This window comes from Knoellia sp. LjRoot47, from assembly GCF_964253435.1.
GTDB lineage: Bacteria > Actinomycetota > Actinomycetes > Actinomycetales > Dermatophilaceae > Knoellia.
Genome location: NZ_CAXUQS020000001.1, coordinates 2164176 through 2189317, shown reverse-complemented (window position 1 = coordinate 2189317; position 25142 = coordinate 2164176). Strand labels below are relative to the sequence as shown.

The 25142-nt window shown below is 73.2% G+C and carries 22 protein-coding genes; 8 read left to right on the top strand and 14 right to left on the bottom strand.

The window, feature by feature from the left end:
- Positions 1-32: 32 nt before the first annotated feature.
- Positions 33-3170, bottom strand: coding sequence for a UPF0182 family membrane protein (locus ACSQ11_RS10625; protein ID WP_436005154.1), 3138 nt, complete (start codon positions 3168-3170; stop codon positions 33-35).
- Between the two features lie 92 nt (positions 3171-3262).
- Here ACSQ11_RS10625 and ACSQ11_RS10620 point away from each other — a divergent pair, with 92 nt between their 5' ends.
- Positions 3263-3799: a PPA1309 family protein gene (locus tag ACSQ11_RS10620; RefSeq protein ID WP_436005152.1), complete on the top strand. Its 537-nt coding sequence runs from the start codon at positions 3263-3265 to the stop codon at positions 3797-3799.
- Between the two features lie 18 nt (positions 3800-3817).
- Here ACSQ11_RS10620 and ACSQ11_RS10615 read toward each other — a convergent pair whose 3' ends face one another.
- The gene (locus ACSQ11_RS10615) at positions 3818-4948 is read right to left on the bottom strand and encodes a YlbL family protein (RefSeq protein WP_436005150.1); all 1131 of its coding nucleotides are present in this window, start codon (positions 4946-4948) and stop codon (positions 3818-3820) included.
- The gene (locus tag ACSQ11_RS10610; RefSeq protein ID WP_436005148.1) at positions 4945-5400 is read right to left on the bottom strand and encodes a molybdenum cofactor biosynthesis protein MoaE; all 456 of its coding nucleotides are present in this window, start codon (positions 5398-5400) and stop codon (positions 4945-4947) included. Before ACSQ11_RS10610 ends, ACSQ11_RS10615 begins: the two co-directional genes overlap by 4 nt.
- 88 nt (positions 5401-5488) lie before the next feature.
- On the opposite strand from ACSQ11_RS10610, the gene ACSQ11_RS10605 reads away from it, so the two are divergent.
- Together ACSQ11_RS10605 and ACSQ11_RS10600 are read left to right on the top strand one after the other, a co-directional pair.
- A complete protein-coding gene (locus ACSQ11_RS10605; RefSeq protein WP_436005146.1) occupies positions 5489-6931 on the top strand; it encodes a zinc-dependent metalloprotease in 1443 nt (480 codons plus the stop codon).
- Entirely contained in the window at positions 6928-7590 is a 663-nt protein-coding gene (locus ACSQ11_RS10600) for an NUDIX hydrolase (RefSeq protein ID WP_436005144.1), read from the top strand. Before ACSQ11_RS10605 ends, ACSQ11_RS10600 begins: the two co-directional genes overlap by 4 nt.
- 13 nt (positions 7591-7603) lie before the next feature.
- Here ACSQ11_RS10600 and ACSQ11_RS10595 read toward each other — a convergent pair whose 3' ends face one another.
- Positions 7604-8149 carry a M48 metallopeptidase family protein gene (locus ACSQ11_RS10595; protein WP_436005142.1) on the bottom strand — a complete coding sequence of 182 codons (546 nt, stop codon included), beginning with the start codon at positions 8147-8149 and terminating at the stop codon, positions 7604-7606.
- A 291-nt stretch (positions 8150-8440) separates the two neighbouring features.
- On the opposite strand from ACSQ11_RS10595, the gene ACSQ11_RS10590 reads away from it, so the two are divergent.
- From ACSQ11_RS10590 to ACSQ11_RS10580, 3 genes are all read left to right on the top strand, one after another.
- The gene (locus ACSQ11_RS10590) at positions 8441-8602 is read left to right on the top strand and encodes a DUF5679 domain-containing protein (protein ID WP_009775774.1); all 162 of its coding nucleotides are present in this window, start codon (positions 8441-8443) and stop codon (positions 8600-8602) included.
- Between the two features lie 139 nt (positions 8603-8741).
- Positions 8742-9353, top strand: coding sequence for a hypothetical protein (locus tag ACSQ11_RS10585; RefSeq protein WP_436005140.1), 612 nt, complete (start codon positions 8742-8744; stop codon positions 9351-9353).
- On the top strand, positions 9350-10684 hold the full coding sequence (locus tag ACSQ11_RS10580) for an ABC1 kinase family protein (protein WP_436005138.1): 1335 nt from the start codon (positions 9350-9352) through the stop codon (positions 10682-10684). The genes ACSQ11_RS10585 and ACSQ11_RS10580 overlap by 4 nt, the downstream gene beginning before the upstream one ends.
- A gap of 85 nt (positions 10685-10769) precedes the next feature.
- Here the strand turns inward: ACSQ11_RS10580 and ACSQ11_RS10575 are convergent, their stop codons facing one another.
- The 7 genes from ACSQ11_RS10575 to ACSQ11_RS10545 form a co-directional block, all read right to left on the bottom strand.
- Positions 10770-11351, bottom strand: a complete 582-nt coding sequence (locus tag ACSQ11_RS10575; protein WP_436005136.1) for an HhH-GPD-type base excision DNA repair protein — start codon at positions 11349-11351, stop codon at positions 10770-10772.
- Between the two features lie 40 nt (positions 11352-11391).
- Positions 11392-11805 carry a rhodanese-like domain-containing protein gene (locus ACSQ11_RS10570; RefSeq protein WP_436005134.1) on the bottom strand — a complete coding sequence of 138 codons (414 nt, stop codon included), beginning with the start codon at positions 11803-11805 and terminating at the stop codon, positions 11392-11394.
- Positions 11802-12299 carry a cysteine dioxygenase gene (locus ACSQ11_RS10565; RefSeq protein WP_436005132.1) on the bottom strand — a complete coding sequence of 166 codons (498 nt, stop codon included), beginning with the start codon at positions 12297-12299 and terminating at the stop codon, positions 11802-11804. The genes ACSQ11_RS10570 and ACSQ11_RS10565 overlap by 4 nt, the downstream gene beginning before the upstream one ends.
- 362 nt (positions 12300-12661) lie before the next feature.
- Entirely contained in the window at positions 12662-12793 is a 132-nt protein-coding gene (locus ACSQ11_RS10560; RefSeq protein WP_436005130.1) for a hypothetical protein, read from the bottom strand.
- Between the two features lie 80 nt (positions 12794-12873).
- The gene (locus ACSQ11_RS10555; RefSeq protein WP_436005128.1) at positions 12874-13161 is read right to left on the bottom strand and encodes a WhiB family transcriptional regulator; all 288 of its coding nucleotides are present in this window, start codon (positions 13159-13161) and stop codon (positions 12874-12876) included.
- A gap of 141 nt (positions 13162-13302) precedes the next feature.
- Positions 13303-13527, bottom strand: coding sequence for a hypothetical protein (locus ACSQ11_RS10550; RefSeq protein WP_436005126.1), 225 nt, complete (start codon positions 13525-13527; stop codon positions 13303-13305).
- Positions 13528-13656: 129 nt separating this feature from the next.
- Positions 13657-15843 (bottom strand): ATP-dependent DNA helicase UvrD2, encoded by a 2187-nt coding sequence (locus ACSQ11_RS10545; protein WP_436005124.1) that lies wholly within the window; start codon positions 15841-15843, stop codon positions 13657-13659.
- Between the two features lie 57 nt (positions 15844-15900).
- Here ACSQ11_RS10545 and ACSQ11_RS10540 point away from each other — a divergent pair, with 57 nt between their 5' ends.
- Positions 15901-16161: a mycoredoxin gene (locus ACSQ11_RS10540; protein ID WP_436005122.1), complete on the top strand. Its 261-nt coding sequence runs from the start codon at positions 15901-15903 to the stop codon at positions 16159-16161.
- A gap of 14 nt (positions 16162-16175) precedes the next feature.
- On the opposite strand, the gene nudC is transcribed toward ACSQ11_RS10540, so the two are convergent.
- Positions 16176-17138 carry an NAD(+) diphosphatase gene (gene nudC, locus ACSQ11_RS10535; RefSeq protein WP_436005120.1) on the bottom strand — a complete coding sequence of 321 codons (963 nt, stop codon included), beginning with the start codon at positions 17136-17138 and terminating at the stop codon, positions 16176-16178.
- A 41-nt stretch (positions 17139-17179) separates the two neighbouring features.
- Between nudC and ACSQ11_RS10530 the strand changes: the two genes are divergently transcribed.
- Positions 17180-18679 (top strand): macrolide 2'-phosphotransferase, encoded by a 1500-nt coding sequence (locus ACSQ11_RS10530; protein ID WP_436005118.1) that lies wholly within the window; start codon positions 17180-17182, stop codon positions 18677-18679.
- Here the strand turns inward: ACSQ11_RS10530 and ACSQ11_RS10525 are convergent.
- Together ACSQ11_RS10525 and ACSQ11_RS10520 are read right to left on the bottom strand one after the other, a co-directional pair.
- Positions 18645-21989, bottom strand: a complete 3345-nt coding sequence (locus tag ACSQ11_RS10525; protein ID WP_436005116.1) for a UvrD-helicase domain-containing protein — start codon at positions 21987-21989, stop codon at positions 18645-18647. The genes ACSQ11_RS10530 and ACSQ11_RS10525 overlap by 35 nt on opposite strands.
- Positions 21986-25129 carry an ATP-dependent helicase gene (locus ACSQ11_RS10520; RefSeq protein WP_436005114.1) on the bottom strand — a complete coding sequence of 1048 codons (3144 nt, stop codon included), beginning with the start codon at positions 25127-25129 and terminating at the stop codon, positions 21986-21988. Before ACSQ11_RS10520 ends, ACSQ11_RS10525 begins: the two co-directional genes overlap by 4 nt.
- Positions 25130-25142: the final 13 nt, after the last annotated feature.

Genomic DNA, 25142 nt, shown 5'->3' with positions numbered 1-25142 from the left:
GGTCTCGCTGTTGCGCGGGTCGACCCGTCGGGTCAGGGTGAGGCCGAAGGGCTCGGCGTGGGAGTCGCCGTGGGGCTCGGCGAGGCGGAGGCACCGGGAGCCGGCGTCACGAGCTGCGGGCTGATCGCGGCCGCGCGGGCGATCGCGGCCTGGAGGTCCTTCTGGGCCTCGCCGTAGGCCGCGAAGTCACCCTTCTTGAGGGCCGCCTGACCCGCGGCGTTCGCCGCCTCGATGTCCTTGATGACCTCGGCCAGCTGGGCGCTGGGCGTCTGGTCGGTCGGGGTCGGCCCACCAGACGTCGGCGTACCACCGGAGTCGGTGCCGCTGTCGCCGGCACTGGCACCGGAGTTGCCACCGAACAGGCCGTCGAGCGCCTGGTCGAGCGTCTCGCCCCAGGCGATCCGCTTGCCGAAGACCGCGACGGTCGCCTTGTTCTGCGGGAACGACCCGCCCTCACGTGAGGCCTGGACATACATCGGCTGGACGTAGAGCAGGCCCTCTCCCACCGGCAGCGTGAGCAGGTTGCCGTAGGTCAGCTGCTTGCCCGACTGGCGGTTCTGGGCGATGAACTGGCTGAGGTTGAGCGGTTCGCTGGGACTCTGCGAGCGAGCCGTGCTGACCTCGATCTGGTTCTGCACCTGACCCGGCCCGTCGACGGCGGAGTTGCGTGGCAGCTCGAGCAGGCGCATCGACCCGTAGGACTCGGCCGGCTTGCCCGCCGTACCTCCGGCGTCGGAGTCGACCGCGAGGAACCCGCGCAGGATCTCTCGGCCCGAGCCCGACGGGATGAACGTCGTCGTGAGCGAGAACGCCGGCCCGGGCTGGTCCGGCATCGCCAGCGACTGGTAGTAGACCGGCTGGTCCTGGGTCGCGTGCGTCGGGTCCTTGGGGACCCGCCAGAAGTCGCCACCGCCGTAGAAGGAGTTGGCGTCCGTGACGTGGTAGCTCGAGAGCAGCTGGCGCTGGACCTTGAACAGGTCCTGCGGGTAGCGGACGTGGCTCATGAGCTGGGCCGACATCTCCGACATCGGGGAGACCGCGCCGGGGAACGCCTTGCTCCAGGCCTTGAGGATCGGGTCCTTGGTGTCCCAGCCGTAGAGCTTGACCTGGCCGTCGTAGGCGTCAACGGTGGCCTTGACCGAGTTGCGGATGTAGTTGACCTGACCGGCGCCGGCGACGACGACGCTCGACGAGCGTTCGCTCACCGAGTCCGAGGTGGCCTCGGCGAGGTCGGTGAGGCGGCTGTTGGGGTAGCGGGCGGTGGTCGTGTAGGCGTCGACGATCCACTTGACCCGGCCGTCGACGACGGCGGGGTAGGCGTTGCCGTCGACCGTGAGCCACGGGGCGACGCGCTCGACGCGCTCGCGCGGGCTGCGGTGGTCGAGCAGCCGCGAGTCGGAGTTGACCGCGTCGGAGAGGAGGAACTTCGGCTCGCGGTACTTCACGGCATACGCGAGCTTGCGGGCGAAGGACCCGATGGCCACACCGCCGGAGCCCTCGTAGGTGTTGTTGGCCTGGCCGCCCTCGCCTCGGTCGTCCGGGAAGTCGAACTCGCGCGGCTTGGCGCCGTTGGGGGCGCCGACGATGGAGTAGCTCGGCGACTCCTCGCCGAAGTAGATGCGCGGCTCGTAGTCGACGCCCATCGGGCCCTTGGTGGAGAAGCCGCTCGAGAAGAACTGGGGGTCGCCCTCGCTCGTGCGCTTGTTGCCGTAGGCACCGATGAAGCCGAAGCCGTGGGTGTAGACGGTGTGGTCGTTGAGCCAGTTGCGCTGGTTCTCGGGGACGCCCGCGAGGTTGAGCTCACGCACGGCGACGACCGAGTCGCTCTTCTTGCCGTCGATCGAGTAGCGGTCGACGTCGAGGATGTCGGGGAAGGCGTAGTACTGGCGCAGGCCCTCGAACTGACGGAAGGTCGGCGAGACGACGTTGGGGTCGACGAGCCGGATGCCGGGGATGGTCTCGGCGTCCTCGCGCAGCTGCCCGGGCTCGGCGTCGGTCGTGGCGGAGTAGGGCGTCTTCTTGATGCCGTCGATGCCGAAGGCCGCGCGGGTGGCGTCGATGTTGCGCTGGATGTACTGGGCCTCGAGCGACTTCTCCGACGGGCGCACCTTGAGCGACTGGACCGCGGCTGGGTAGAGGCCGCCGGCGACGACGGAGAGCACGGTGAGCAGACCGACCCCGATGAGCGGCAGGCGCCAGCTCCGGGTCCAGATCGACGCGATGAAGAAGCCGGCGCACATCACCGTCGCGACCGCGAGGATCGCCTTGATCGGGAGTACCGCATTGGCATCGGTGTAGGTGATGCCGGTGATGAGCTTGGACTCGCTCGTGGTGAGGCTGTAGCGGTCGAGCCAGTAGGCGGCGGCGCGCACGAGGGCGAGCAGGGAGGCCAGCGTCGCGACCTGGATGAACGCCGCGCGCGTGGTCTCGCCGCGTCCGGGCAGCTGGAGCCCGCCGTAGACGTAGTGGGTGAACGCCGCAGCGAGCAGCGCCAGCAGCAGGACGACCGTGAAGAAGCTCACGAGGAAGCGCAGCCACGGCAGCGTGAAGACGAAGAAGCCCACGTCGAGCCCGAACTGGGGGTCCTTGGTGCCGAACGGCACCGCGTTGCGCCAGAGAAGGAACGTGCGCCAGGCGCCCATCGCCGCCGCGCCCGCGAGCAGCCCGAGCACGGACGGCACGACGATCGTCGCGAGGCGGCGCAGCGGGTCGAGAACCTGGCGGTACTGGTCGAGCACCTGCGCCGACGGGGACGGCAGGATGCGCCGCGGCCGGGAGCGGTAGGCGACGATGAGGCTCGCGGCGACCGCGCCGGCGGTGATGACGAAGGCGGCCACGAACAGCAGCACGCGGGTGCCGAGCTGGGTGAGGAAGACGCTGCGGAAGCCGACGGAGTCGTACCACCACACGTCGGTGAGGACGCCCGCCGCCATGAGGGCGAGGATCGCGAGCCCGGCGAGGATCGCCAGGGTCGTGCCGAGCGGTCCCCTCCTCGGCGGCACACCCGGGCCGCCGGGCCGACCGGGACGCCGGACGTTGCCGCCGGCTCCTGCTCCACCCCCGGCACCGGGACCGCGGGCGGGTCCGCCCGGATCACGCGGACCTGACCCCCCGGACTGCTTGTCTGCGTCGTCGGGGTCGATACCGTCGAACCACTCTGGCCGGCTCACTGTTCGCTCACTCCAGGTCCGTGAACTCCCCGAGCGGACCCGGGCTGAAGGGTGACCCTATCTTCCCGACATGTGTGCGCGAGGATGGGCCCGTGACCTCCGCCTCGCAGCCCGTGACCGAACCGCTGTCCCTCGCCGCCCTCGACACCGAGCGCCACGTCGCCTCCGGGGGATGGGACCAGCCGCCGCGGCTCTTCGCCCTGGTCTCGACGGCCGACCTGCTCACCCGCGAGCCGCAGCTCGCCGCAGGGCTCACGGTCTCGGACCAGGTCGACGGTGCACTCACCGCGATCGAGCAGGAGGACCTGCCCGAGAACGAGTCGATCGAGTCGCTGCTCGGTCAGATCGCGTGGCCCGACACGGTGCTCGGCTGCGCCATCGTCGTCGAGCGCCTCGTCGTCCCACCGGAGGCGGAGCGCGACCTGCCCCAGGACCGCGACGCCGCCGTCGCCGCCCTCGCCGAGCACCCGGACCGCCGTGACGTGCGGCTCCTCGCGGCCGTCACTCGTGACGGCCGGAGTATCTGCCTGCTGCGCCAGCGCGAGCACGACCGCGACGACCGGGTCGCCACCGGGTCCGACATCGCACCCGGGCTGGTCGCCGCCCTGCGGTCGACCTTCAGCGACTGACCGCAGGCGCGGTCAGCGTCAGCAGCGGGGCAGCGACGCCACGTCGTCGGCCGCGATCGCCTTGACCGCACCGAGCGCGTCGTCGAAGGAGCCGATCCTGACGACCTCGAGCCCGTCGGGGACGTGCCCGACGACCTCGTCGCAGTTGTCGGCGGGGGCGAGGAAGTAGTCGGCGCCGCCGTTGCGCGCACCCGCCAGCTTCTGCCGGATGCCGCCGATGGGTCCCACCGACTCGTCGGGCTCCATCGTCCCCGTGCCCGCGATGCGCTTGCCGCCGGTGAGGTCACCGGGCGTCAGCAGGTCGTAGACGGCGAGGGTGAACATCGTGCCCGCGGACGGACCGCCCACTCCCCCGGCCGTGATGGTGACGTCGACCGGGAGGTCGTAGTCGCGGCCGAGCGAGACACCGACGACCGTCCTGCCCTGGACGTCGCGGGTCGTCACCGACACGGTCTTCTGGGTGCCGTCGCGACGCACGACGATCGCGACCGGGGCACCGGCCTTCTGCGCCTGCACCGCGGCCTGGACCGCCTTGGCATCCGGCGTCGCGGTCCCGGCGACGGACAGGATCTCGTCACCGGGCTCGAGCACGCCCTTGGCGGGCGATCCCTCGGGAAGGGCGGAGACGACGACCCGCTCCGGGACGGTCCGGCCGGTCTCGCGGAGCGCGATCGCTGCCGCGACCTCCTGCGAGTCGACCATCTCGGCGGCGTTCTCCTGCTGGATCTGCTCGCGGGTCGTCTCGGTCGGGTAGATCTCCTCGCGCTTGTAGATCTCGTAGTCGGGGCGCAGTGCGGCCTCGGCGAGCTCGAAGAGGTTGACCCGCACGCCCGGTCCGCCGGTCACCCGCACGGTCGTGAAGTCGAGTGCGCCCTTGGCGGGGTATGCCGTGGCTCCCTTGACCTGGATGATCTCCTTGCCGTCGAGCGTGCCGAGGGTGTTGGTGATCGGGCCCGGCTGGAAGATCACGTAGGGCAGGGGGATGAACGACAGCCCGGCAGCGATGACGATGACGAGGAACAGCGACGACAGGAGCCCGCCACTGCGGCGGCTCACGGCATACGGGTTCGTGCCGGAGGCGGCGTCGAGGTCGTGGGGCGCGGACGAGCCGGCGCCGCCCGCGGAGGCGGTCGGGTCGGGAGTGCTCACGGCAGCCCGACCCACTCGGTGCCGCCGTCGCCCAGCTGCTGGTGCTTCCAGATCGGGACCTCGGCCTTGAGTGTGTCGATGAGGTCGCGGCAGGCCGCGAAGGCGGCGTCGCGGTGGGCGGCGGACGCCGCGACCACGACGGCGACGTCACCGATCTCGAGGTGGCCGGCGCGGTGGAGCGCGCCGAGCCGGACGGCGCCGGAGCGCGCCGCGACGTCCTCACTCACCTCGCGCAACCGGTCGGCGGCCGTCGGGTGGACGGTGTAGTCCAGCGAGGAGACCTCCTGCCCGCGGTCGTGGTCACGCACGACGCCGACGAACACGGTGATGCCACCGCAGGTCGGGTCCTGGACGCTCGCGAGCACCTCGTCGACCGAGAGCGGGGCCTCGCGGATCTCGGCGAGGGCGACGGTGCCGGGCACGGCCGGGACGCTCGTGAGGTCGTGCTGCACGCGCTCCTCCTCGGAACTATCCGCGGACCATCCGTGGTTGGGTACTGATGAGACCACATCATCGCACCGCCGCCCGAGGAGACCCTCAGTGACCGATTCGCACGACCGCCCCGACGAGCCCGAGGAGCAGGGCCTCCCGCCGGAGCTGGAGCAGGTCCTTCGCGGCCTCACGGGAGGTGCGGACCTGGACCCCCAGATGGTCGAGATGATGCGCAACATGGGGCTCGACGACGTCGACCCGCAGATGCTCCAGATGGTCGCCGGTCAGGTGCAGGCGATGTTCGCCGGCGCCGACGAGAGTGGCTCGGTCGACGTCAGCGTGGCCACCGACATCGCCCGCAAGACGGTCGCCGCCGAGGGTGACCCGTCGGTCGCGACCGCGGTGTCGAGCGACGCCCGTGAGGCGGTCGACGTCGCGAACCTCTGGCTCGACGCGGTGACCGACCTCGACCACTCCGGTCTCGTCGGCCGGGCCTGGAGCCGCTCCGAGTGGGTCGAGGCGACGATGCCGGTGTGGCGCGACCTCGTCGACCCCATCGCCGTCGGCGTCGGGGACGCCATGGGTGCCGCGATGACCAAGCAGCTCGGTCAGCTCGGTGAGGGCGGCCTGCCCGAGGGCCTCGTCCCGCCCGGCACCAACCCCGCGGCGATGATGGGCCAGATGGCGCCGATGCTGCGCCGCATGCAGGGCTCGATGTTCTCCGTCCAGCTCGGTCAGGCCGTCGGTGCCCTCGCCGGCGAGGTCCTCACCGGCGGAGAGGTCTCGCTCCCGCTCGTCCCCGCCCCCGACGTCGTGCTCATGCCTGGCGCGATCGCCGCGTTCGCCGCCGGCCTCGAGATCGACGAGCCGCAGGCACGGCTCCACCTCGCGGTGCGCGAGAGCGCCCGCACCCGCCTGTTCCACGCGGTCCCGTGGCTCGGCCCGCAGGTCCTCGCCGCGGTCCGCGACTACGCGCGGGACACGACGATCGACACCGATGCCATCGAGGAGGGTCTGCGTTCGATCGACCCGACCGACGTCGAGGCGATGCAGCAGGCCCTCGCCGGACGGCTCTTCGCCCCCCAGCAGTCCGCCGCCCAGAAGGCCGCGCTGTCGCGGCTCGAGACGCTGCTCGCCCTCATCGAGGGCTGGGTCGACGTCGTCGCGGCCGCCGCCGTCTCGCCGCACCTGCCCCAGGCCGAGGCCCTCGGTGAGGCGATCCGCCGTCGCCGCGCCAGCGGCGGTCCGGCCGAGAAGACCTTCGCCGCACTGGTCGGGCTCGAGCTGCGACCCCGACGTCTCCGTGACGCCGCCAACCTCTTCGCGGCCTTGGAGGCCTCAGGTGGAGCCGAGGCGCGCGACGCGGCCTGGGCCCACCCCGACGTCGCTCCCGACGCCGCCGACCTCGACGACCCGCTCGGCTACGTCGAGCGACAGCGCTCGAGCGCGAGCGGCGACGACTTCGACGCCGAGCTCTCCGCGTTGCTGCGGGGCGACTCCGGCGAGGGCCCCACCGAGGGCTCGACGCCCGACGACCCGTCCGCCCGGTGACCGGTCCCTCCCCGACCGAGCAGTCACCGACCGAGCAGTCACCGACCGGCCCGTCACCGACCCACGCGTCGGCTCAGGCAGCAGACCTCGAGGTCGACGTGGCGGGGGCGTTCGCCCATCTCCACGCCGACGCCACCCGGGTCCTGCGTGCCTGGAGCGCACCCGACGCCGCGCAGGAGCGGTTGCGGACGGCATACCTCGCGCATCTCGAGCGGCATCCGGACGGGGTCGCGAAGGCGGGCCCACGCGAGCACCTCACGGCGAGCTGTCTCGTCATCACGCCCGACGCGGGCCACGTGCTCCTCACCCACCACCGTCGGGCGAGGCAGTGGTTCCAGTTCGGCGGCCACCTCGAGACCACTGACGAGAGCCTGCTCGCCGCCGCGACCCGCGAGGGTCGCGAGGAGTCCGGGGTCGCGTCCGTCACGCCCGCGCCCGTCGTCGTGCAGCTCGACCAGCACGAGCTGGTCGGTGACTTCGGCTGGTGCCGGGGGCACCTCGACGTGCGGTTCGCCGCGGTGCTCGACCGGGAGACGGTGCCCGTGACGAGCGAGGAGTCCCTCGACGTCGCGTGGTGGCCGACCACGGCGCTGCCGCAGGGCACGCGCACCGAGCTCTCGGCCCTCGTCGGGGCGACCCGGCGGGCCCTGGGCTTGTGAGCCCCATGGCGGCTCAGGCGGAGGCGTCCTCGACGACGTCGTCGTCATCGTCGGCCAGGTCGAGACCCTTGGCCAGCGCCACCCCGTCGAGGAACCCGCGGGCGCGCTCGAGCTTGGGGTAGGAGCGCAGCAGGGTCCAGAAGTCGCGGTTGTGGCCACCGACGAGCAGGTGGGCGAGCTCGTGGAGGATGACGTAGTCGACGACATAGGTCGGCATGCCCTGGAGCCGGTCGGAGAGCCGGATGGAGCCGTCAGACGGGGTGCAGCTGCCCCACCGCGAACGCTGGTTGGTGACCCACCGGATCGAGCGCGGGCGGGCGTGGCCGCCGAGGTAGCGCTCGGAGAGCTCGGTGGCGCGGGCCATGAGGCCGTCGTCGCTCGGTCGGCGACGCCGCTCCCCCGCCTCGAGCCGGTCGACCATGCGGGCGACCCAGACGCGCTCCTCGGCGCGGGACATCGAGGCCGGGATGAGCACGACGACACGGTCGCCCTCGCGGCGCGCACTCACGGTGCGGCGGCGACGGTGACTGCGCCGGACCTCGACGTCCTCGGTGCTCACCCCTCAACGGTAGGCCAGACGCCCGACAACGGGTGGGTGGCGCGCGGTGGGCGGAGCACCCGGTGCGCCCGTCGACACGGCGCGGTGAGAGGCTGGAGAGGCACGACGACCCGCCGAATGGGGCCAGTGGGGCTCGTGGTGCGCACGTGAAGCATGGGGCGATCGGCGCGCACAGAACCCCCCGCGCCACGCGGTGCAGGCACGCGTGGCTGAGCACGAACGCGTGCTCCCGCGGTCTAGGGTGAAACGGTCATCGCCGCTCATCCGCGGCACCACGACCAAGGAGTTGCAATGGCTGACGAGACCTACAAGGGCGAGTTCTACTGCGTGAAGTGCAAGGAGAAGCGCGAGGCCGAGGGCAACGTCGTCGTCTCCGACAACGGCCGCCGCATGGCCAAGGGCAAGTGCCCCGTGTGCGGCACGAACCTCAACCGCATCCTCGGCAAGGCCTGAGCGCCCCAGCCCTCTCGTTCCCAGCGGCCCCCGGCTCACCACCGGGGGCCGCGGTGCGTCCGAGGGCCTGTGGATGACGCGGAGGCGGCGCCCCGCGGGTGTGCCAGATTGGCGGCACCACCCGATCCCGGAGGCACCGATGCCACACCCGCTCGTCGTCGTGGACGGCCGCGGCGGTCTCCCCGAGGAGATCAGCCGCCAGCTCCGCCTCGCCGGTGCCACCCGCGTGCAGGGCGGGCCCTTCGCCGCCGACGCCGCGGAGGCCCTGATGTCGACGAGCCCACGCGACCGGCCTGCAGCCGTCGTGCTCGTGGCCGGGTCGACGGTGACCGTCGAGGCGGCGAGCCCGTGGCACCGGGCCGGCGTCCCGCACCTGCCGGTGACGTGCGACGGCCACGTGAGCACGATCGGCCCTCTCGTCGTCCCCGGCCTCGGCGCCTGCTGGCGCTGCCACGCCCTCGTCGCCCACGACCTCGATGCCGTCGGGGCGCTGCCGAGCAGCCGCCTCGCGCTCGACCCCGTCGCCCTCCCCGCCGGCGGGCTGGGCGTCCTCACCGCTGCCGTCACCGCCACGGTCGTGCTCGCCCAGGTCGCCGGGGCGAGCCGGCTCGTCGGGGTCTCCACCGAGATCGAGGTCGACGGACCGACCGTCACGCACCGCCACTGGGAGCGCCACCCGATGTGCCCCGTGTGCCCGTCTGCGGGAGTGCCGGCACACCTGTCAGGAGGTCACGACACAATGGCGGGGTGAGTGACATCCCCCGACGCTCCCTCGCGCGCACGGCCAAGCTCGTCGGCCTGCCGCTGGGTCATGCCGGGCGCGCGGCCGTGGGACTGGGCCGCAGGGTCGGCGGTGCACCGGCGGAAGCCATCGCCGCCGAGCTCCAGGCGCGCACGGCCGAGCAGCTCTTCGCCGTGCTCGGTGAGCTCAAGGGCGGCGCGATGAAGTTCGGGCAGGCGCTGTCGGTGATGGAGGCGGCGATGCCCGAGGAGCTTGCCGGCCCCTACCGCGCCACCCTCACCAAGCTCCAGGACGCGGCCCCGCCCATGCCGGTCGAGCGCGTCCACGCGATCCTCGCCGAGCAGCTCGGACCGCGCTGGCGCACCGCGAAGTTCCAGTCCTTCGAGGACCGGCCCGTCGCCGCCGCGTCGATCGGCCAGGTGCACCGCGCCGTGTGGCGTGACGGCCGCCCGGTCGCGGTCAAAGTGCAGTACCCCGGCGCCGGCGAGGCCCTGCTGTCCGACATCAACCAGCTGTCGCGGGTCGCCCGGCTCGCCGGCGCCATGGTGCCCGGCATCGCCATGGGGCCGATCCTCGACGAGGTCAAGGCCCGCATGAGCGAGGAGCTCGACTACGCCCTCGAGGCCGGCTACCAGAAGGTCTTCGCAAGGGCGTTCCGCGACGACGACGACGTCTTCGTGCCCGACGTCCTCGCCTACTCCTCGCAGGTCATCGTCTCGGAGTGGGTCGACGGCAGGCCGCTCTCGCAGGTCATCGCCGACGGCACGCCGGCCGAGCGCGACGAGGCCGCCGGGCTCTACCTCGAGTTCCTCCTGCGCGGCCCCAACCGGGCACGTCTGCTCCACGCCGACCCGCACCCCGGCAACTTCCGGATCACCCCCGACGGGCGCCTCGGTGTCCTCGACTTCGGCGCGGTCAACCGCCTGCCCGACGGCATGCCGAGCTCGATGGGCGAGCTCATCACGCAGACGCTGGCCGGCGACGAGGCGGCGCTCGGTGCGGTCCTGCGGCGCGAGGGCTTCATCCGCCCGGGGGTCGAGGTCTCCGACACCGCGCTGCTGCACTACCTGCAGACCTTCGTCGAGCCCCTCGAGCACGAGAGCTTCACCTTCAGCCGGAGCTGGCTGCGGTCGGTGTCCGGCACGATCCAGGACCCGCGACGCGAGGAGTTCCTCGTCGGGCTGCGGTTCAACCTGCCGCCCGAGTACCTCCTCATCCACCGGGTGTGGCTCGGGTGCATCGGCGTGCTGTGCCAGATCGGCGGTCGGGTGCCCATGCGCGAGCTCGTCCTCGCGCACGTCCCCGGCATCGACGAGGACGCGCTCCCGCCGGCTCGGTGAGCGGACGGCATACCTCCTGCGTGTATGCCGTCCCGCCGGGTCGCGCTGCGCGGCTCGCCCGCGCTCCCCGACCCCGTGGGGTGGCTCAGTCCTTCGCGGCGGCGGCCTTGGCGGCGGCCTTGGCCGACTTCTTGAAGTCGCGAACCTTCTGGAGCGACTCCGCGTCGACGACGTCGGCCACCGAGCGGAAGCTGCCGGTCTCGGAGTAGGCACCCGCCGCCTCCTCCCAGCCGTCGGGGCGGACGTCGAGCTGCTTGGCCAGCAGCGCGACGAAGATCTTGGCCTTCTGCTCGCCGAAGCCCGGCAGCTTCGTGACCCGGCCGAACAGCTCGGCGCCGGTGGCGGCGTCGGTCCAGATGCGGCTGGCGTCACCGGCGTACTCGTCGCGCACGACGGTGGCCAGCGCCTGGATGCGCGCCGCCATCGACCGGCCGTAACGGTGCACGGCGGGCGGGGTCGCGCAGAGGTCGGCGAAGGCCTCGGGCTCGGCGGCGGCGATCTCGGAAACGTCGAGGGTGCCGAAGCGCTCGAGGACCTTGGCCGGGCCGGCGAAGGCCCGCTCCATCGGGAACTGCTGGTCGAGCAGCATCCCGGTGAGCAGGGCGAACGGGTCCTCGCTGAGCACCTTGTCGGCGGCCGGGTCCTGGGCGATCGTCAGCGTGGGCATGGGCCCAGCCTAGGACGGCCCCGGACCACGGCCGCGGTGGTCAGGCCCGAAGCAGCTCGCTCGTGCGCGCGACGGGCAGGCCCTGGCCGCGCCAGGCGGCGAACCCGCCGACGACGTCGGTCGCCCTCTCGAGCCCCAGCGAGCGGAGGGCGTCCGCCGCCAGGCTCGAGGTGTAGCCCTCCTGGCAGAGGACGATGACGCGGGTGTCGAAGTCGACCCCCGGCAGAACCGCGTCCTGTCGCGGGTCGAAGCGCCACTCGAGGACGTTGCGCTCGACGACGAGCGGGGCGAGGCCGGGGGCGACTTCGCCCTCCTCGGCGCGCTGCGCGGCGGGGCGGATGTCGACCAGCCAGGCGGCGCCGGACCTGACCTCGCGCCAGGCCTCACGCGCCGAGAGACGGTCGAGTCGGTCGCGGGCCTGTTGGAGCTGCTCCTCGATCCCGGTGCCGCTCACCAGCCGACTCCGCGCTGCTCGACTCCTGACGGCACGAGGGCGCCGTCGACGAGGTCGTAGTGGGTCATCTGGTCCAGGCGCGGCGAGTAGGCGTGCACGCTCAGCGCGGCGACCTCGCCGGTGTTGACGACGTCGTGCAGGTGGTTGGCACCGAAGGCGCGGCCCTCCCCCTCACCCAGGACGCGCTCGTGGAGGGCACCGTGGACCACCTGGCGCTCGGTGAGCGAGCCGCGGACGACCGTGAACGCGCCGCGCGAGCCTCCGTGGTCGTGAAAGCCCGTGCTGGCGCGGGGGGGCCATTCGATGACCCAGAGCTGGAGGTGGTGGGTCTCGGCGAGCTGGTGCCAGCGCCGGCCACCCGGGTCCTCGGCACGGGCCGGGAGGAGGTCGGGCAGCTCGGGGTCGGCGGCGAACAGTCGAGCGACGCGGAGCAGCTGGACGGGCGTGAAGGTGTTGACGCCGGGGAGGGTGGAGGTGGGACGCGCGAGGGTCATGGGACTCTTTCGAGAAGGGTGTCGTCAGTGAGGAGGTCGAGCCACGAGGGCGACCGGGAGGCTGTGCGGCGAGGCGGTGCGGCGAGCGGGGAACGCGTCAGCGGCAACAGCGACAGCACATGACGGCAGCGGGCATGACCGGGAGGATCCGGGCGGCTGCGGTCGACGACATGGCAAGAGCGAACCACGGTGTCCCCGACCGGTCCACCGCGAGAGGGGGACGTCTCAGGGAGTGGGCAGCGGACGGCATAGGCGCGCGTCCGCACGAGGACGGGATACCCGGCCGTCCGCGCGGGGACGGCACGTCGCCGGACATGGAACGGCGCCGCCCCCGGCGTGGGAGCGGCGCCGATCCTGGTCGGTCATCGCACGATCATGCGGACCTCGGCGAGCATCCGCTCGCGCTCGAGGTGCATCTGCGCCTTGCGCTGTGCTTCGTGCACGTTGCGCTCGTGCAGGGTGCGACGAACCTGCTGCATTCGCCTGCGGTACATGGTTCCTCCAAGGATCCAGGTGGGTGGTCATGAGGTCGGGTGGCGCTCGACGGTGTCGAGCGCGAGGCGCGAGGTGCCGGTCATGCGGCGACGGTCTCCTTGCGCGGGCGGCCGCGGGGCCGCTTGCGGGGAATGACGACTCCCTGCTCGAAGAGCTCGCCGCCCCAGACGCCCCACGGCTCCTGCCGGTCGAGGGCACCCGCGAGGCAGGCGGCCTTGATGGGGCAGGTCCCGCAGAGGGCCTTGGCGAACTCGACTCCGGCGGGGGTGTCGGCGAACCAGATCTCCGCGTCGTTCTCGCGACAGGGCACGGAGTCACCGAGTTCTGCAGTGCACTCCTGTGCGTCGATGAGGTCGGTCAGCTGCACGGGGTGTCACCTCCTTCTCCCACCCGGTCGGGGTGGGGGTTGTGTTGCGTCGGTTGTGTGATGGTCTGCGGATCGACGGACAACGAAAAAGGCCGCGGATCCCGGGTGGGTTCCGCGGCCTGGAGGCCAGTCGCTGCTGGACTACAGCGGCGACGCCTGGCAGGAGGCGGACAGAACACCCGTGGTGAGGTCGAAGGCGGCATCGGCGCGGACACCGGCGCCCTTCGGGGCGCCCATGCCGGCAGCGGACACACTGATCCCCTGGACCGGAACGCTGATGGGCGCGAGGGTCGGCAGAGCGCCCTGGTGCTCACGCGTGCGGAACGGAACGGCGTAGTCCGTTGCGATGCTCTTCGTGGTCTCCATGCGGCCAACCCTCCTCACTGCTCTGGTGCTGCGGCGGCACGACGGTCGTCGTGCTGTGTGAGATCAGGCTAGGGGGTCGGCGAGACGGCGTGCAACGGAATTAACGAGATGTTTTGTGGGGGCGTCGCATCAGGCGCCCGAATCCGTTGCGGCAGAGCCGGATTCGTCGGAAAAAATTGTCGCGGATTCGACGACGGACTCGGGTGTCGCGCCACCCAGGATCGCCAGCACCTGCGCGGCGTAGAGGTCGAGCTTGCGCTGGCCGACGCCGCTGATCGACGACAGCGCGGCCACGTCGTCCGGCGCCTGCTCGGCGATGGCCGTGAGCGTCGCGTCGGTGAAGACGACGTATGCCGGCACGCTCGCTGCTCGTGCCGTCGCGAGTCGCCACTCGCGCAGGTTCTCGAACAGGGCCTCGTCGTAGGTCGCCGGGCAGGTCGAGCAGCGCCCCACGGTCCGCTCCCCCGCGGTCTCGAGGTCCTTGCCGCACGTGCGGCAGGTGCTCCGGCGAGCGACCTTGGCTGCCTTGCCTCCGGAGCCGCCGACGCGCGTCGAGCGCTTGGGCTGCGAGCGGGCGCCCTCGCCGAGGATGCTCGCCGTGCCGTCGAGGAAGCGGGAGGGCCGACGCGTCGCCCGGGCGCCGGGGGTGCGGGCGCCCGACCACGAGAGCACGAGACGGTCGCGGGCGCGGGTCACACCGACGTAGAGCAGACGGCGCTCCTCCTCGATCGCCTCGGGGGTGTCGGCCATCGTGATGGGGAGGTAGCCGTCGGAGCAGCCGATGAGGAAGACCGTCCCCCACTCGAGCCCCTTGGCGGCGTGCAACGACGCGAGCGTGACGCCCTGCACCGACGGGGCGTGCTGGGCCGACATGCGCTCGTCGAGCTCACGCACGAACGCGGGCATGCGGGCCTCGCCGTCGGCGGCGTAGAGGTCGTCGGCGAGCGCGGCCAGGGCGGCGAGCGACTCCCACCGTTCGCGTGCGGCTCCTCCGACGACGGGGACCTCGCGCGACCAGCCGGCCCCGAGGAGCACGTCGCGCACGAGCTCGGGCAGGGTCACCGAGCCGTCGTCGGAGCGCGCGGCGCCACGCATGAGGACCACGGCGTCGCGGACCTCCTTGCGCTGGAAGAACCGCTCCCCGCCGCGGACGAGGTAGGGGATGCCGCGGTCCGCGAGCGCCGACTCGACGACCTCGGACTGCCCGTTGGTGCGGAAGAGCACGGCGATGTCGGCCGGCGAGGTGCCGGCGGCGACGAGGTCGGCGATCTGGCCGGCGACGGCCGCCGCCTCCGCCGGGTCGTCGTCGTGGTGGGCGAGCGTCGGCGCGGGGCCACCCTGGCGCTGGGCCTCGAGGACGACCGAGCCGCTGCGCCGCCCCCCACTCGGGGAGCGCAGCACGAGGTTGGCGAGGCCGACGATCTCGGGCGTCGACCGGTAGTTGCGCACGAGCTCGACCTGCCGGGCCTGGGGGTGGCGCGACCGGAACCCGAGGAGGTGCGCCGGCGAGGCGCCCGTGAACGAGTAGATCGTCTGGGCCGGGTCGCCCACGACGCAGATGTCCTTGCGGTCGGCCAGCCAGAGGTCGAGGAGCCGCTGCTGGAGGGCGTTGACGTCCTGGTACTCGTCGACGACGAAGCTGCGGTACTGCTCACGCACCGCCCGGGCGACCGTGTCGTTCTCCTCGAGGATGCCGACGAGGACGAGGAGGACGTCCTCGAAGTCGATCACCCCGCGCTCGGCCTTGACCTCCTCGTAGGCCGCGAGCACCCGCGCCATCGCCGTGAGGTCGAGGCCGGGTGCCTCCCGGCCAGCGGTGCGCGCCGCCGTCGCGTAGGTCTCGGAGGTGAGCATGCTGACCTTGGCCCACTCGACCTCGGCCGCGAGGTCGCGGATCCCCGTGCGGTCGAAGCGCATCCGCAGCCGGCCCGCGGCCTCGGCGACGGCGCCGGCCTTGTGCGGCATGACCTCGGGCGCCGCGCCGCCGATCGCCTGCGGCCAGAAGTAGTGCAGCTGGCGCAGCGCGGCCGCGTGGAAGGTCCGCGCCTGCACACCACCGACGCCGAGGTCGCGCAGCCGGGTCCTCATCTCACCCGCGGCCCTGGCCGTGAAGGTGACCGCGAGCGTGCGCTGCGGCTGCTGCGCCCCGGAGAGGACGGCATACGCGATGCGGTGGGTGATCGCGCGGGTCTTGCCCGTGCCGGCACCGGCGAGGACGACCATGGGGCCGGTCGGGTTGGCCGCGACCTCGCGCTGCTGCGGGTCGAGGCCGTCGAGGACCGCGTCGGCGGACGGGTGTGCGGGCAGGGAGGACATCGGTGCGATCCTAGGTGTCGGGCCCGACCGCCCGACCCCGCCTTCCACAGGAGCGCCATGAGCACCCCGACCCCCGCCGCCGGCACCGTGACGATGTACTCGACGAGCTGGTGCGGCTACTGCCGCCGCCTCTCGTCGCAGATGGACCGTGAGGGCATCGCCTACGACGTCGTCGACATCGAACGCGACGAGGACGCGGCGGTCTACGTCATGCAGGTCAACGGTGGCAACCAGACCGTCCCGACCGTCGTCTTCCCGGACGGGTCGGCGGCGACGAACCCGTCGATCGGCGAGGTCAAGCAGCGCCTCGGCGCCTGACTCCCTCGGCGGCGTCAGCCGCGCAGGGTCGCCTCGGGGGCGTCGATCTCCTCGCCGTACCAGTGCTCGATGAGCCGGCGGGCGATCGAGATCCGGCTCGAGATGCGCAGCGACCCGTCGGCGACGGCGCGGGCCAGCTCCTCGCGCTCGAACCAGCGCGCCTCCTCGATCTCGTCCTGCTGAAGCACCAGCTCGGTCGAGACCGCCCGCGCGGTGAAGCCGATCATCAGCGACGAGGGGAACGGCCACGGCTGGTCACCGAGGTAGGTGACGTCGGTGACACGCACCCCGACCTCCTCGTGGACCTCACGGGCCACGGCGGCCGACAGGCTCTCACCGGGTTCGACGAACCCCGCGAGCACCGACATGCCGTGCGGTGCGAAGCCGACACCGCGGGCCAGCAGGAGCCGGTCGCGCTCGTCGACGACCGACATGATCACCGCCGGGTCGGTGCGGGGGTAGTGCTCGCTCCCGTCGGCGGGGCACACCCTGATCCAGCCCGACTGCGCCGGCGTCGTCGGGGTGCCGCACAGCGGGCAGTAGCCGTGGCGCCGGTGCCAGTTGGCCAGTCCCGTGGCCGTGGTGAGCACGCCCGCGTCGAGGTCGTCGAGCTGCGCACCGACGCCACGCAGCCCTTGCCGCTGCGGCGTGTCGACGCCGCCCGTCGCACCGCCCGCCGCGCTCGTCTCGTCGGCGACCGAGAGCACGTATGCCGTCCCGCCGGTCGGGCCGTCGTGCCCGAGGTAGGCAGTGAACCGGTCGTGGTCGGCGGCCTCGGGCGCGCGATAGGCCAGCCCCACCCGACCGTCCGGAGCCTCGGTGACGACGGCGCGGCCGTCCACCAGCTCGAGCACCCGCGTGGCCGGGTCGTCGAGGAGGACGTGGAGCAGACCGGGCTCGGTCCGCAGCTCGCTGTGGCGGTCGAGGCCCCCACGCGAGAGGGCCAGGGACGGAAGACTCGTTGCTACTCGGGCCACGTTGACCACCCTAGGGTGCGCTCACGGCATACGGTGAACGGGTGGAACGCACCCCGACCTTCCTAGCCGCCCTGGCCAGCGCTGCCGTCCCGGGCCTGGACCCGGTGAGTGTCGAGGCCCTGCCGAGCGTCCCGGACCAGGACTACGACGTCGCGTTCGTCCAAGACAGCGAGCACCGTCGCTGGGTCGTGCGTGCTCCGCGCAGCGAGGCCGCGGGTGCCCGCATGGACCTCACCGTCCCGCTGCTGCAGATGCTCGCGCGGCGGCTCCCGTTCTCCATCCCGTCGCCCAAGGGGTTCGTCGAGCTCAAGGGTGGTGGCCGCGCGATGATCTACGCCTTCCTGCCCGGACAGAACCTCGCGTTCGACGAGCTGCCGCCGGGGCCGGGGCCCGCCGCCGAGCTGGGCCGTGCGCTCGCCGCTCTGCACAACACCGACGTCCGCCTCTTCGACGAGGCAGGCATGCCGACCTACGACACCGACTCCTACCGCCGTCGGCGGCTCACCGAGCTCGACCGTGCCGCAGAGTCCGGACGCGTCCCGACGGCGCTGCTCGCCCGGTGGGAGCACGCGCTCGAGGACGTCGCGCTGTGGCGCTTCGCGCCGACGTGCGTCCACGGCGACCTCACCGGTGACCAGGTCCTCGCGGTCTTCGAGGACGACAGCGACGCCTCGACCGGCCGGATCCGCGGCCTCACGGGCTGGGAGGACGCCAAGGTCGCCGACCCCGCCGACGACTTCGCGGCGCTCGTCGACGAGGCCGACCCCGCGGCCCTCGAGACGGTCCTCGAGGCCTACGCGCACGCCCGCGTCGAGCGCCCCGACGGCAACCTGCTCGTGCGCGCCCGCCTCGCGGCCGAGCTCGGCATCCTCGCCGACCTCATGCGCGCCGACGCCCGAGGCGACTCGGACGCGGTCGAGGGCTTCTCGAGCAGGCTGCGCCGGCTCGACGACGAGGTGCACGCCGAGGACGCCGACGACGACTACCGCCCCAGCTCGCTCACCCCCGTGGCGCTGCGAGGGCGTGCGACTCCCCCGCCGGTCGTGGCGGAGGAGGACGACGACGAGGACGTCGAGGTCGAGTTCGAGCCCGCGGGGTCGAGCACGAGTGCGAGTGGGACCACCAGTGCGAGTGGGACGACGAGCGGGGACGCGGGCGCGGCACCCGCGCTGGTGGACGCGGACGTGTTCGAGCTGCGCGTCGACGACGCCCCCCGCACCAGCCACGTCACGGGCGACTCCCACGACTCCGAGGGCAACGGGGACGAGAGCGACGAGGCCGAGGTCGCCGGCGAGGACGAGGCCGACACCCTCGAGCGCGAGACCGACGACGACGCCGAGCCCGTTGCGACCGAGCACGATCCGGAGCCCGACGACGCCACCACCGCTGAGCCCGTGGCCCGCTGGCACCAGTCCGACGAGGAGGCCGACGACGAGGTGAGCTGGACCCCCCGCTCGTTCCCCGCCTCGGAGCGACCGAGGGTCGAGACCGACGACGAGGGTGACGTCAGCCGGCCGGCACCTCCCGCAGCAGAGCGCTGAGCTCGGCCTCGCCGACGAGCTCGGGCCAGACGGTCTCACCTGTCCCCGCGTAGTAGAACGCCCCTCGCACCCGCTCCGCGTCCAGACCGCGCAGGCGCGCCCAGGCGATCCGGTATGCCGCGAGCTGGAGTGCGCGCACTCGCGCCACCTCCCCGGTCGGCCTGCTCCCGGTCTTCCAGTCGACGATGACCCAGTCGGCGCCCTCGATGTCGGCGAAGACGGCGTCGACGCGCCCGCGGATCGCGACGCCGTCGACGACGGTCTCGAGCGAGGTCTCGATCTCGGCCGGCTGCCGGGAGGCCCACGGACTGGCGAGGAAGCGCTCGCGCATCGCCGGCAGCTCGTCGTCCGACACGGGGTCGTCGTCGGCGCTGCCCGGCAGCTCGAAGATGTCGACGATGGCGGCCCGCGCGTAGTGCTCCTCGACCCACGCGTGGAAGGCCGTGCCGCGCCGGGCCGCCGCGGCCGGGGCGGACGGCATCGGGCGGCGCAGCTCGGAGGCGAACCGCTCGGGGTCGGTGGCGAACGCGACGAGGGACGATGTCGACAGGTGCGACGGGAGGTGCACGACGTCGGCGTGACGACTGGCCCGTGCCGCCCTCTCGGCGAGCAGCACGCGGAGCTCCCGACCCCAGGGACCGTCGGGGGCGGAGTCCTCCAGCGACGGCATCGCGTCACGGACCGCCTGAGCGGCGGGAAGCGCGCGGCGCCGGCGGTGCTCGAGGTGGTCGACCGGCCAGCAGAACTCCGCCCCCTCCTCGGTCCCCGGCTTGACGAGGGTGGTGCCGTCGTCGGGCGGCTCGGGCAGCTCCACCCACACGCCACGGCGCACCGAACCCGCACCTCCGCGCCCGGCACCGGGACCATCGCCCTCCTCGCCGGCGGGACCACCGGGCTCGGCGACCTCGAGGACCTCCTCGAGGAAGCGTGAGGTGACCCGCGGGGTCTTGGGCCGGCTCCACACGCTCGACGTGAGCAGCAGCGCGTGGCGGGCCCGGGTCGCCGCGACGTAGGCGAGACGTCGCTCCTCGGCGATCGCGTGCCTGCCACCGGCGACGGCGAAGTCCTCGAGGCGCTGGGCGAGGTCGTCCCACCCGTCCGCGCTGCGCCACCCGAGGTCGGGAAGACCGTCGCGGTCGCCGCGTAGCTCGTAGGGCAGCCCGCCGTCCTGCAAGCCCGCCAGCCACCCCTTGTCCTTGGGCGAGGAGATGACCCACTCCCCGCCCTTGAACGCGGAGGTGTGGAGGTTGTGGGCGGGAAAGGTGCTCTCGACGAGTCCGGGGACGGCGACGACGTCCCACTCGAGACCCTTGGCCGCGTGGATCGTCATGACCTGCACGGCGTTGGGTGTGGCGTCGGCATAGCCGCGGTCGAGCCCCCGCTCCTCGTCGATCGCTGCCTTGACCCAGTCGAGGAAGCCACCGAGTGTGGCCCGGTCGGCGCTCATCGCGAACTGGGCCGCGACGTCGCCGAAGGCGTCGAGGTGGGCCCGGGCGGCCGTCGGGGTGTAGTTGGGCCGCGCGAGCACCTCGATGTCGAGGCCGAGCGCCTTCTCGGCCTCGATCACCAGGTCGGCGAGGGGCAGGAACGTCAGCCCCCGCAGCCGTTGCACCGTGGCGCCGAGGCCGGCGAGACGGGTCGCGGCGATCTCGGAGAGGCGCTCGCCCTCGGGGCCCACCCAGCCGTCGGGCGGCAGCGAGTCGAGGGCCTCGACGATGCTCGGCGCGTCGGCCGCATCGGGGGCGAGGTCCCTCTCGTGGCGCGCCACCGACCCACCGCGCCGGTGCTGCTGGTCGCGCGACCACGCAGCCAGCGCGTCGAGGTCGGCGATGCCGAGCCGCATCATCGGCCCCGAGAGCAGCCGGACGAGGTGGTCGCCCCGCGCCGGGTCCTGGACGACGTGGAGGAGGGCGACGACGTCCTCGACCTCGGGGGTGAGCAGCAGCCCACCGAGTCCCACGACCTCGTGCGGGATGTCGTGGTCCTCGAGCGCTGCCGTCACGGTGGCGAACTCGGCCCGCTTGCGGCAGAGCACGGCAGCGCTGACCTGACCGCGTGCCCGCTGCGCCGCCAGCCACCGGGCGACGTGGTCGGCCTCGTCCGCCGAGGTGAGCAGCCGCGAGGCCTCGACGGACCCCCTCCCCGCACCGGGCCGTGCCGACAGCGGCTCGACCGGGACGCGGGAGGTGTCACGGAGCGGGCGCGCCAGATGGTTGGCGACGTCGAGGATGGCCGAGTCGTTGCGCCAGCTCGTCGAGAGGTCGCGCTTCTCGGCGGGGTCGGGGTCGGCGAACTCCTCGGCGAACCGGGTCAGCGTCGTCGCGCTCGCCCCGCGCCATCCGTAGATCGACTGGTGCGGGTCCCCGACTGCAGTGACGGCGGACGTCTCGCCCGGGGCGACGTAGAGCGACTTGAGCAGCGCGAGCTGCGCCTCGGACGTGTCCTGGAACTCGTCGAGCAGGACGACCCGGTGACGTGCCCGCTCGATCGCCCCGATGTCGTCGAAGGTCATCGCGAGCCGTGCGGCGAGCGCCATCTGGTCGGCGAAGTCCATCGCATCGCGGGAGCGCTTGAGCCGTGCGTAGTCCTCGACGATCGGCACCACCGCACGCCGGAGCCGCAGGTTGTCGAGCTCCGCCCTCGCCGGGTGCGCCTTCTTGCGGGTGTCGCCGCGCTCCGTGCCGTCGAGGTGGGCGATGACCCGGTCGAGGTGTGCCGCAACGGACTCGGGACTCTGGAGGTGCTCGGCCATCTCACCGGCGAGGTCGACGACTGCCGCGGTGACCGTGGACTCGGCCTTCTCGACCCCGTCCATCGGGCCGTCGTAGCGCGCCACCGCCTCGTGGGCGGTCTGCCACGCAGCCGCCTCGGAGAGCAGCCGGGTGTCGGCCTCGTAGCCCAGCCGCAGGCCGTGCTCGCGGACGAGGCGGCCGGCATACGAATGGTATGTCGACACGCTCACGTCGGCACCGAGCGAGGGTGCCCCGTCGTCGTCGGCGGGGGTCCAGAGTCCGACCCGGCGCAGCTGGGCGAGACGGCTGCCGATGCGGTCGGCGAGCTCGGTCGCGGCCTTGCGGGTGAAGGTGAGGCCGAGGACTTCGTCGGGCTGGACGAACCCGTTGGCAACGAGCCACACCACGCGTGCAGCCATCGTCTCGGTCTTGCCCGAACCGGCTCCCGCGATGACGAGCAGCGGCTTGAGCGGCGCCTCGATCACCGCCGTCTGCTCGGGGGTCGGCAGGTGCGGCAGGCCGATGGCGCTCGAGACGTCGGCAGCGGAGTAGCGCGCACCCACGGCGGACACGGTCACAGGGCCCTCCCCTCGGGCTGGGCCGGGCACGAGCTCCGCACCGGGCAGGTCCGGCAGACGTCGTCGCTCGGGGTCGCCGTGAAGGTCGCACCGGCCATGGCCTCGCCGGTCTCGCGCACGAGCTCCTCGGCCCAGCCCGGGTCCTCGTCGCGCGACAGCGGTGGCTGCACCTGGATCGTCGTCTTCTGGTTGGCGGCCTTGCCGAGGTGCAGCAGGGCCGCCCCGCCCGACGTCGGCTCGACCCCGAGGTGCCCGAAGGCGCCGGTCGTGACGGCGAGCTGGTAGGCGCCGAGCTGGGCGTGCCGCGGCACGTCGTCGGCCTTGGGCTTGCTGGACCCGGTCTTGTAGTCGATGACCCGGACGGCTCCGTGGGGGTCGACGTCGAGGCGGTCGACGCTGCCCCGGAGCTGCACCCGGCCGAGCTCGACCCTCATCGACTCCTCGGCGGCGAGACGGCGCCAGCCGGCCGCGGTGTTCTCACCGAAGAACCGGGCGAGGCGGTCGAGCATCCGCCCGGCCTCGCGTCGCTTGAGGTCGGTGGACCATCCGGCGGGCAGGCCGAGCCGCGCCCATCGCTCGTCGAGGAGCCCGCGCATCGTGGCGGCGTCCGCGTCGCCCTCGGCGGCGATCTCGTGGATCAGGGTGCCGACGTCGCGCTGACCGATCATCGGCCCGTCGCCGCCCGCCGTGGTGAGCGCCCACTTGAGCTGGCAGGAGCCGAAGGCGTCGATCGTCGAGGGCCTGACCCGTACGACGTCGTCGGGACCTCGGCGCGGCCGGTCGTCGGAGATCCCGTGAAGCACCCACCACGACGCGGGGTCGGCACCCGGGACGCCCTCGCGCGCCAGCCGGGCCAGCGCGGTGATCGCGGCTCCTCGTCGGGGGGCCTCGTCGGACACGATGTCGCGGCGGAGCGCACCGACGAGCGACGGGAGGGTCATCGGCCGGGCCCAGTCGCTCAGCTCGCGGCGCTCGGCGTCGTCGGGAAGGGGTGAGACCACCTCGAGGTAGGGCGAGGGCTGCTCGTCCTCGCTGCGGACCGCGGTGACGAGCAGCTCGCGGGTGGCTCGCGACACGGCGACGTGGAAGAGGCGGGTCTCGTCGTGGCGCACCGCCGCGAGCGCCGCCCGGTGACCGCCGGCGCGCCCGCGCACCACGTCGACGAGGTCGGTGGACCCGAGCAGCGACCCGCGCAGCCGCAGGTCGGGCCAGCTGCCCTCCTGGACGCCGGCGACGACGACGAGCGGCCACTCACGGCCGGCGGCGGCCTGAGGAGTGAGGAGCGAGACCGTGTCTCCGGCGGGCGCGCGGGCCGCCAGGGTGTCGCCCGGCACGTCCTGGCCGAGGACGTGCTCGAGGAAGGCCTCGGGCGAGGAGCCGGGCAGCCGCTCACCGAAGGTCGCGGCCGCCCGCAGGATGGCGAGGACGGCATCGAGGTCACGGTCGGCGCGCGCCCCGGCCGCTCCTCCGGCCAGCGCGGACTCGCGCCACGGCCCCGCGAGCCGCGAGGCGTCCCACATCGCCCAGAGGATCGCCTCGGCACTCGTCCCGGCGACCCACGTGCCGTCGGGCGTGGCGCACGCCGCCAGCCCGGCGAGGATCATCCGGCCCACCCGCTGCACCGACCGGCCCTCGCTGCCGAGGCGGTCGTGCACCGCCGGGCGCAGCAGGACCTCGGCCAGCAGCTCGTCGCTCGTGCGCGCACCTCCGGCATCGAGCTCGTCGCGCCGCAGGGTGCGTCGCAGCCGCCGCAGCTCGACCGGGTCGGCCGCCCCGAGCGGGGACACGAGGACGTCGAGCGCGACGTCGACCGGGACCTCCTCGGTGCGGCCGAGCCCGAGATCGATGACGATCTGGAGCAGCGCGAGCAGCGGTCGCACGGCCGGTTCGTCACGCACCGGCAGCTCGGCCTCGGCCGCGCTCACCGGAACACCCGCCGACTGGAGGGCGCGCCGGAGGGCGGCGCTGCGGGCCTGTCCACGTACGACGACCGCCATGTCGCCCCAGGGCACGTCGTCGAGGAGGTGCGCCGCACGCAGCCGCGAGGCGACGAACCCGGCCTCCTGGCTCGCCGAGCGCAGGAGGTGGACCTCGACGTCCCCACCCGCGCCGGTGGGGTCGACCCGACGGTGCGAGGCGTCACCGAGAACGCCGACGTGGCCGGCGACGGCGCCGGTCACCTCGAGCAACCGCTCGGGCAGGCGGTGGCTGCGTGGAAGGACCACGGTCGGGCCGTCGCCGAGCACCGCCCACTCGCGCGCCAGCAGCGCCGGGTCGCCTCCGCGGAACGTCTGGGTGGCGCTGTCGGGGTCGCCGAGCAGGACGATCCCCGCGGCCGGTGCGACCCGCCTGAGGACCTCGAGCAGCCTCAGGGCCGCCGGGGTCATCTCCTGCGCGTCGTCGACGACGACGAGGCGCAGGGCCCCGGTCACCGAGTCGGCGAGGTCGGTGTCCTCGTCGAGCGCCCCCGCGGCCGCACCGAGGATGAGCGCCGGGTCGAAGGCACCCGGGGTGAGGAGGGCGGTGACCTCGTCGTACTCGCGAAGGAGCTCGGCGCCGGCCACCCACTCGTCGCGCTCGTGCTCGAGTCCGAGGCGCTCGAGCTCGTCGGCGTCGAGGCCGAGCTCGACGGTGCGCATGAGCAGGTCGCGCAGCTCGGCGCGGAACGCACGCGTCGGCAGCGCGAGGCGCACCCGCTCGGGCCACCGCGGCCCCGGCGTCTCACCGCTGGCGTGACCGGCGAGCAGCTCGCGGAGCACGACGTCCTGCTCGGGACCGCTGAGGAGCCGGGGAGGCGCGTCGCCCGCGAGCGCGGCGGACGCCCGCAGCACACCGAACCCGAACGACGGGAAGGTCCGCGCGAGCGGCTCGGTCGAGGTGCCCCCGACTCGTGCGGTCACCCGGTCGCGCAGCCGGGCCGCGCCACGCCTCGACGCGGCGAGCACGAGGCACTGCTCCGGCCTGAGCCCGTCACGGACCTGGGCCGCCACGAGCTCGACGGCCACCGTCGACTTGCCCGTGCCGGGCGCGCCGAGCACGCGCAGCACGCCGCTCCCGCGCCAGTCGACGACGGACTGCTGCACGGGGTCGAGGTCCGGGACCGCGACCTCGGTCGTCGCGGCTCGTCGCAGGGTCAGCACCACGGAATCCCAT

What these genes read in the sequence shown, in the direction of transcription:
- ACSQ11_RS10590 (WP_009775774.1), top strand. Translation starts at nt 8,441, where the DNA reads ATGGCTGACGAGACCTACAAGGGCGAGTTCTACTGCGTGAAGTGCAAG.
- ACSQ11_RS10585 (WP_436005140.1), top strand. Translation starts at nt 8,742, where the DNA reads ATGCCACACCCGCTCGTCGTCGTGGACGGCCGCGGCGGTCTCCCCGAG.
- ACSQ11_RS10575 (WP_436005136.1), bottom strand. Translation starts at nt 11,351, where the DNA reads ATGCCCACGCTGACGATCGCCCAGGACCCGGCCGCCGACAAGGTGCTC.
- ACSQ11_RS10565 (WP_436005132.1), bottom strand. Translation starts at nt 12,299, where the DNA reads ATGACCCTCGCGCGTCCCACCTCCACCCTCCCCGGCGTCAACACCTTC.
- ACSQ11_RS10560 (WP_436005130.1), bottom strand. Translation starts at nt 12,793, where the DNA reads ATGTACCGCAGGCGAATGCAGCAGGTTCGTCGCACCCTGCACGAGCGC.
- ACSQ11_RS10550 (WP_436005126.1), bottom strand. Translation starts at nt 13,527, where the DNA reads ATGGAGACCACGAAGAGCATCGCAACGGACTACGCCGTTCCGTTCCGC.
- ACSQ11_RS10545 (WP_436005124.1), bottom strand. Translation starts at nt 15,843, where the DNA reads ATGTCCTCCCTGCCCGCACACCCGTCCGCCGACGCGGTCCTCGACGGC.
- ACSQ11_RS10540 (WP_436005122.1), top strand. Translation starts at nt 15,901, where the DNA reads ATGAGCACCCCGACCCCCGCCGCCGGCACCGTGACGATGTACTCGACG.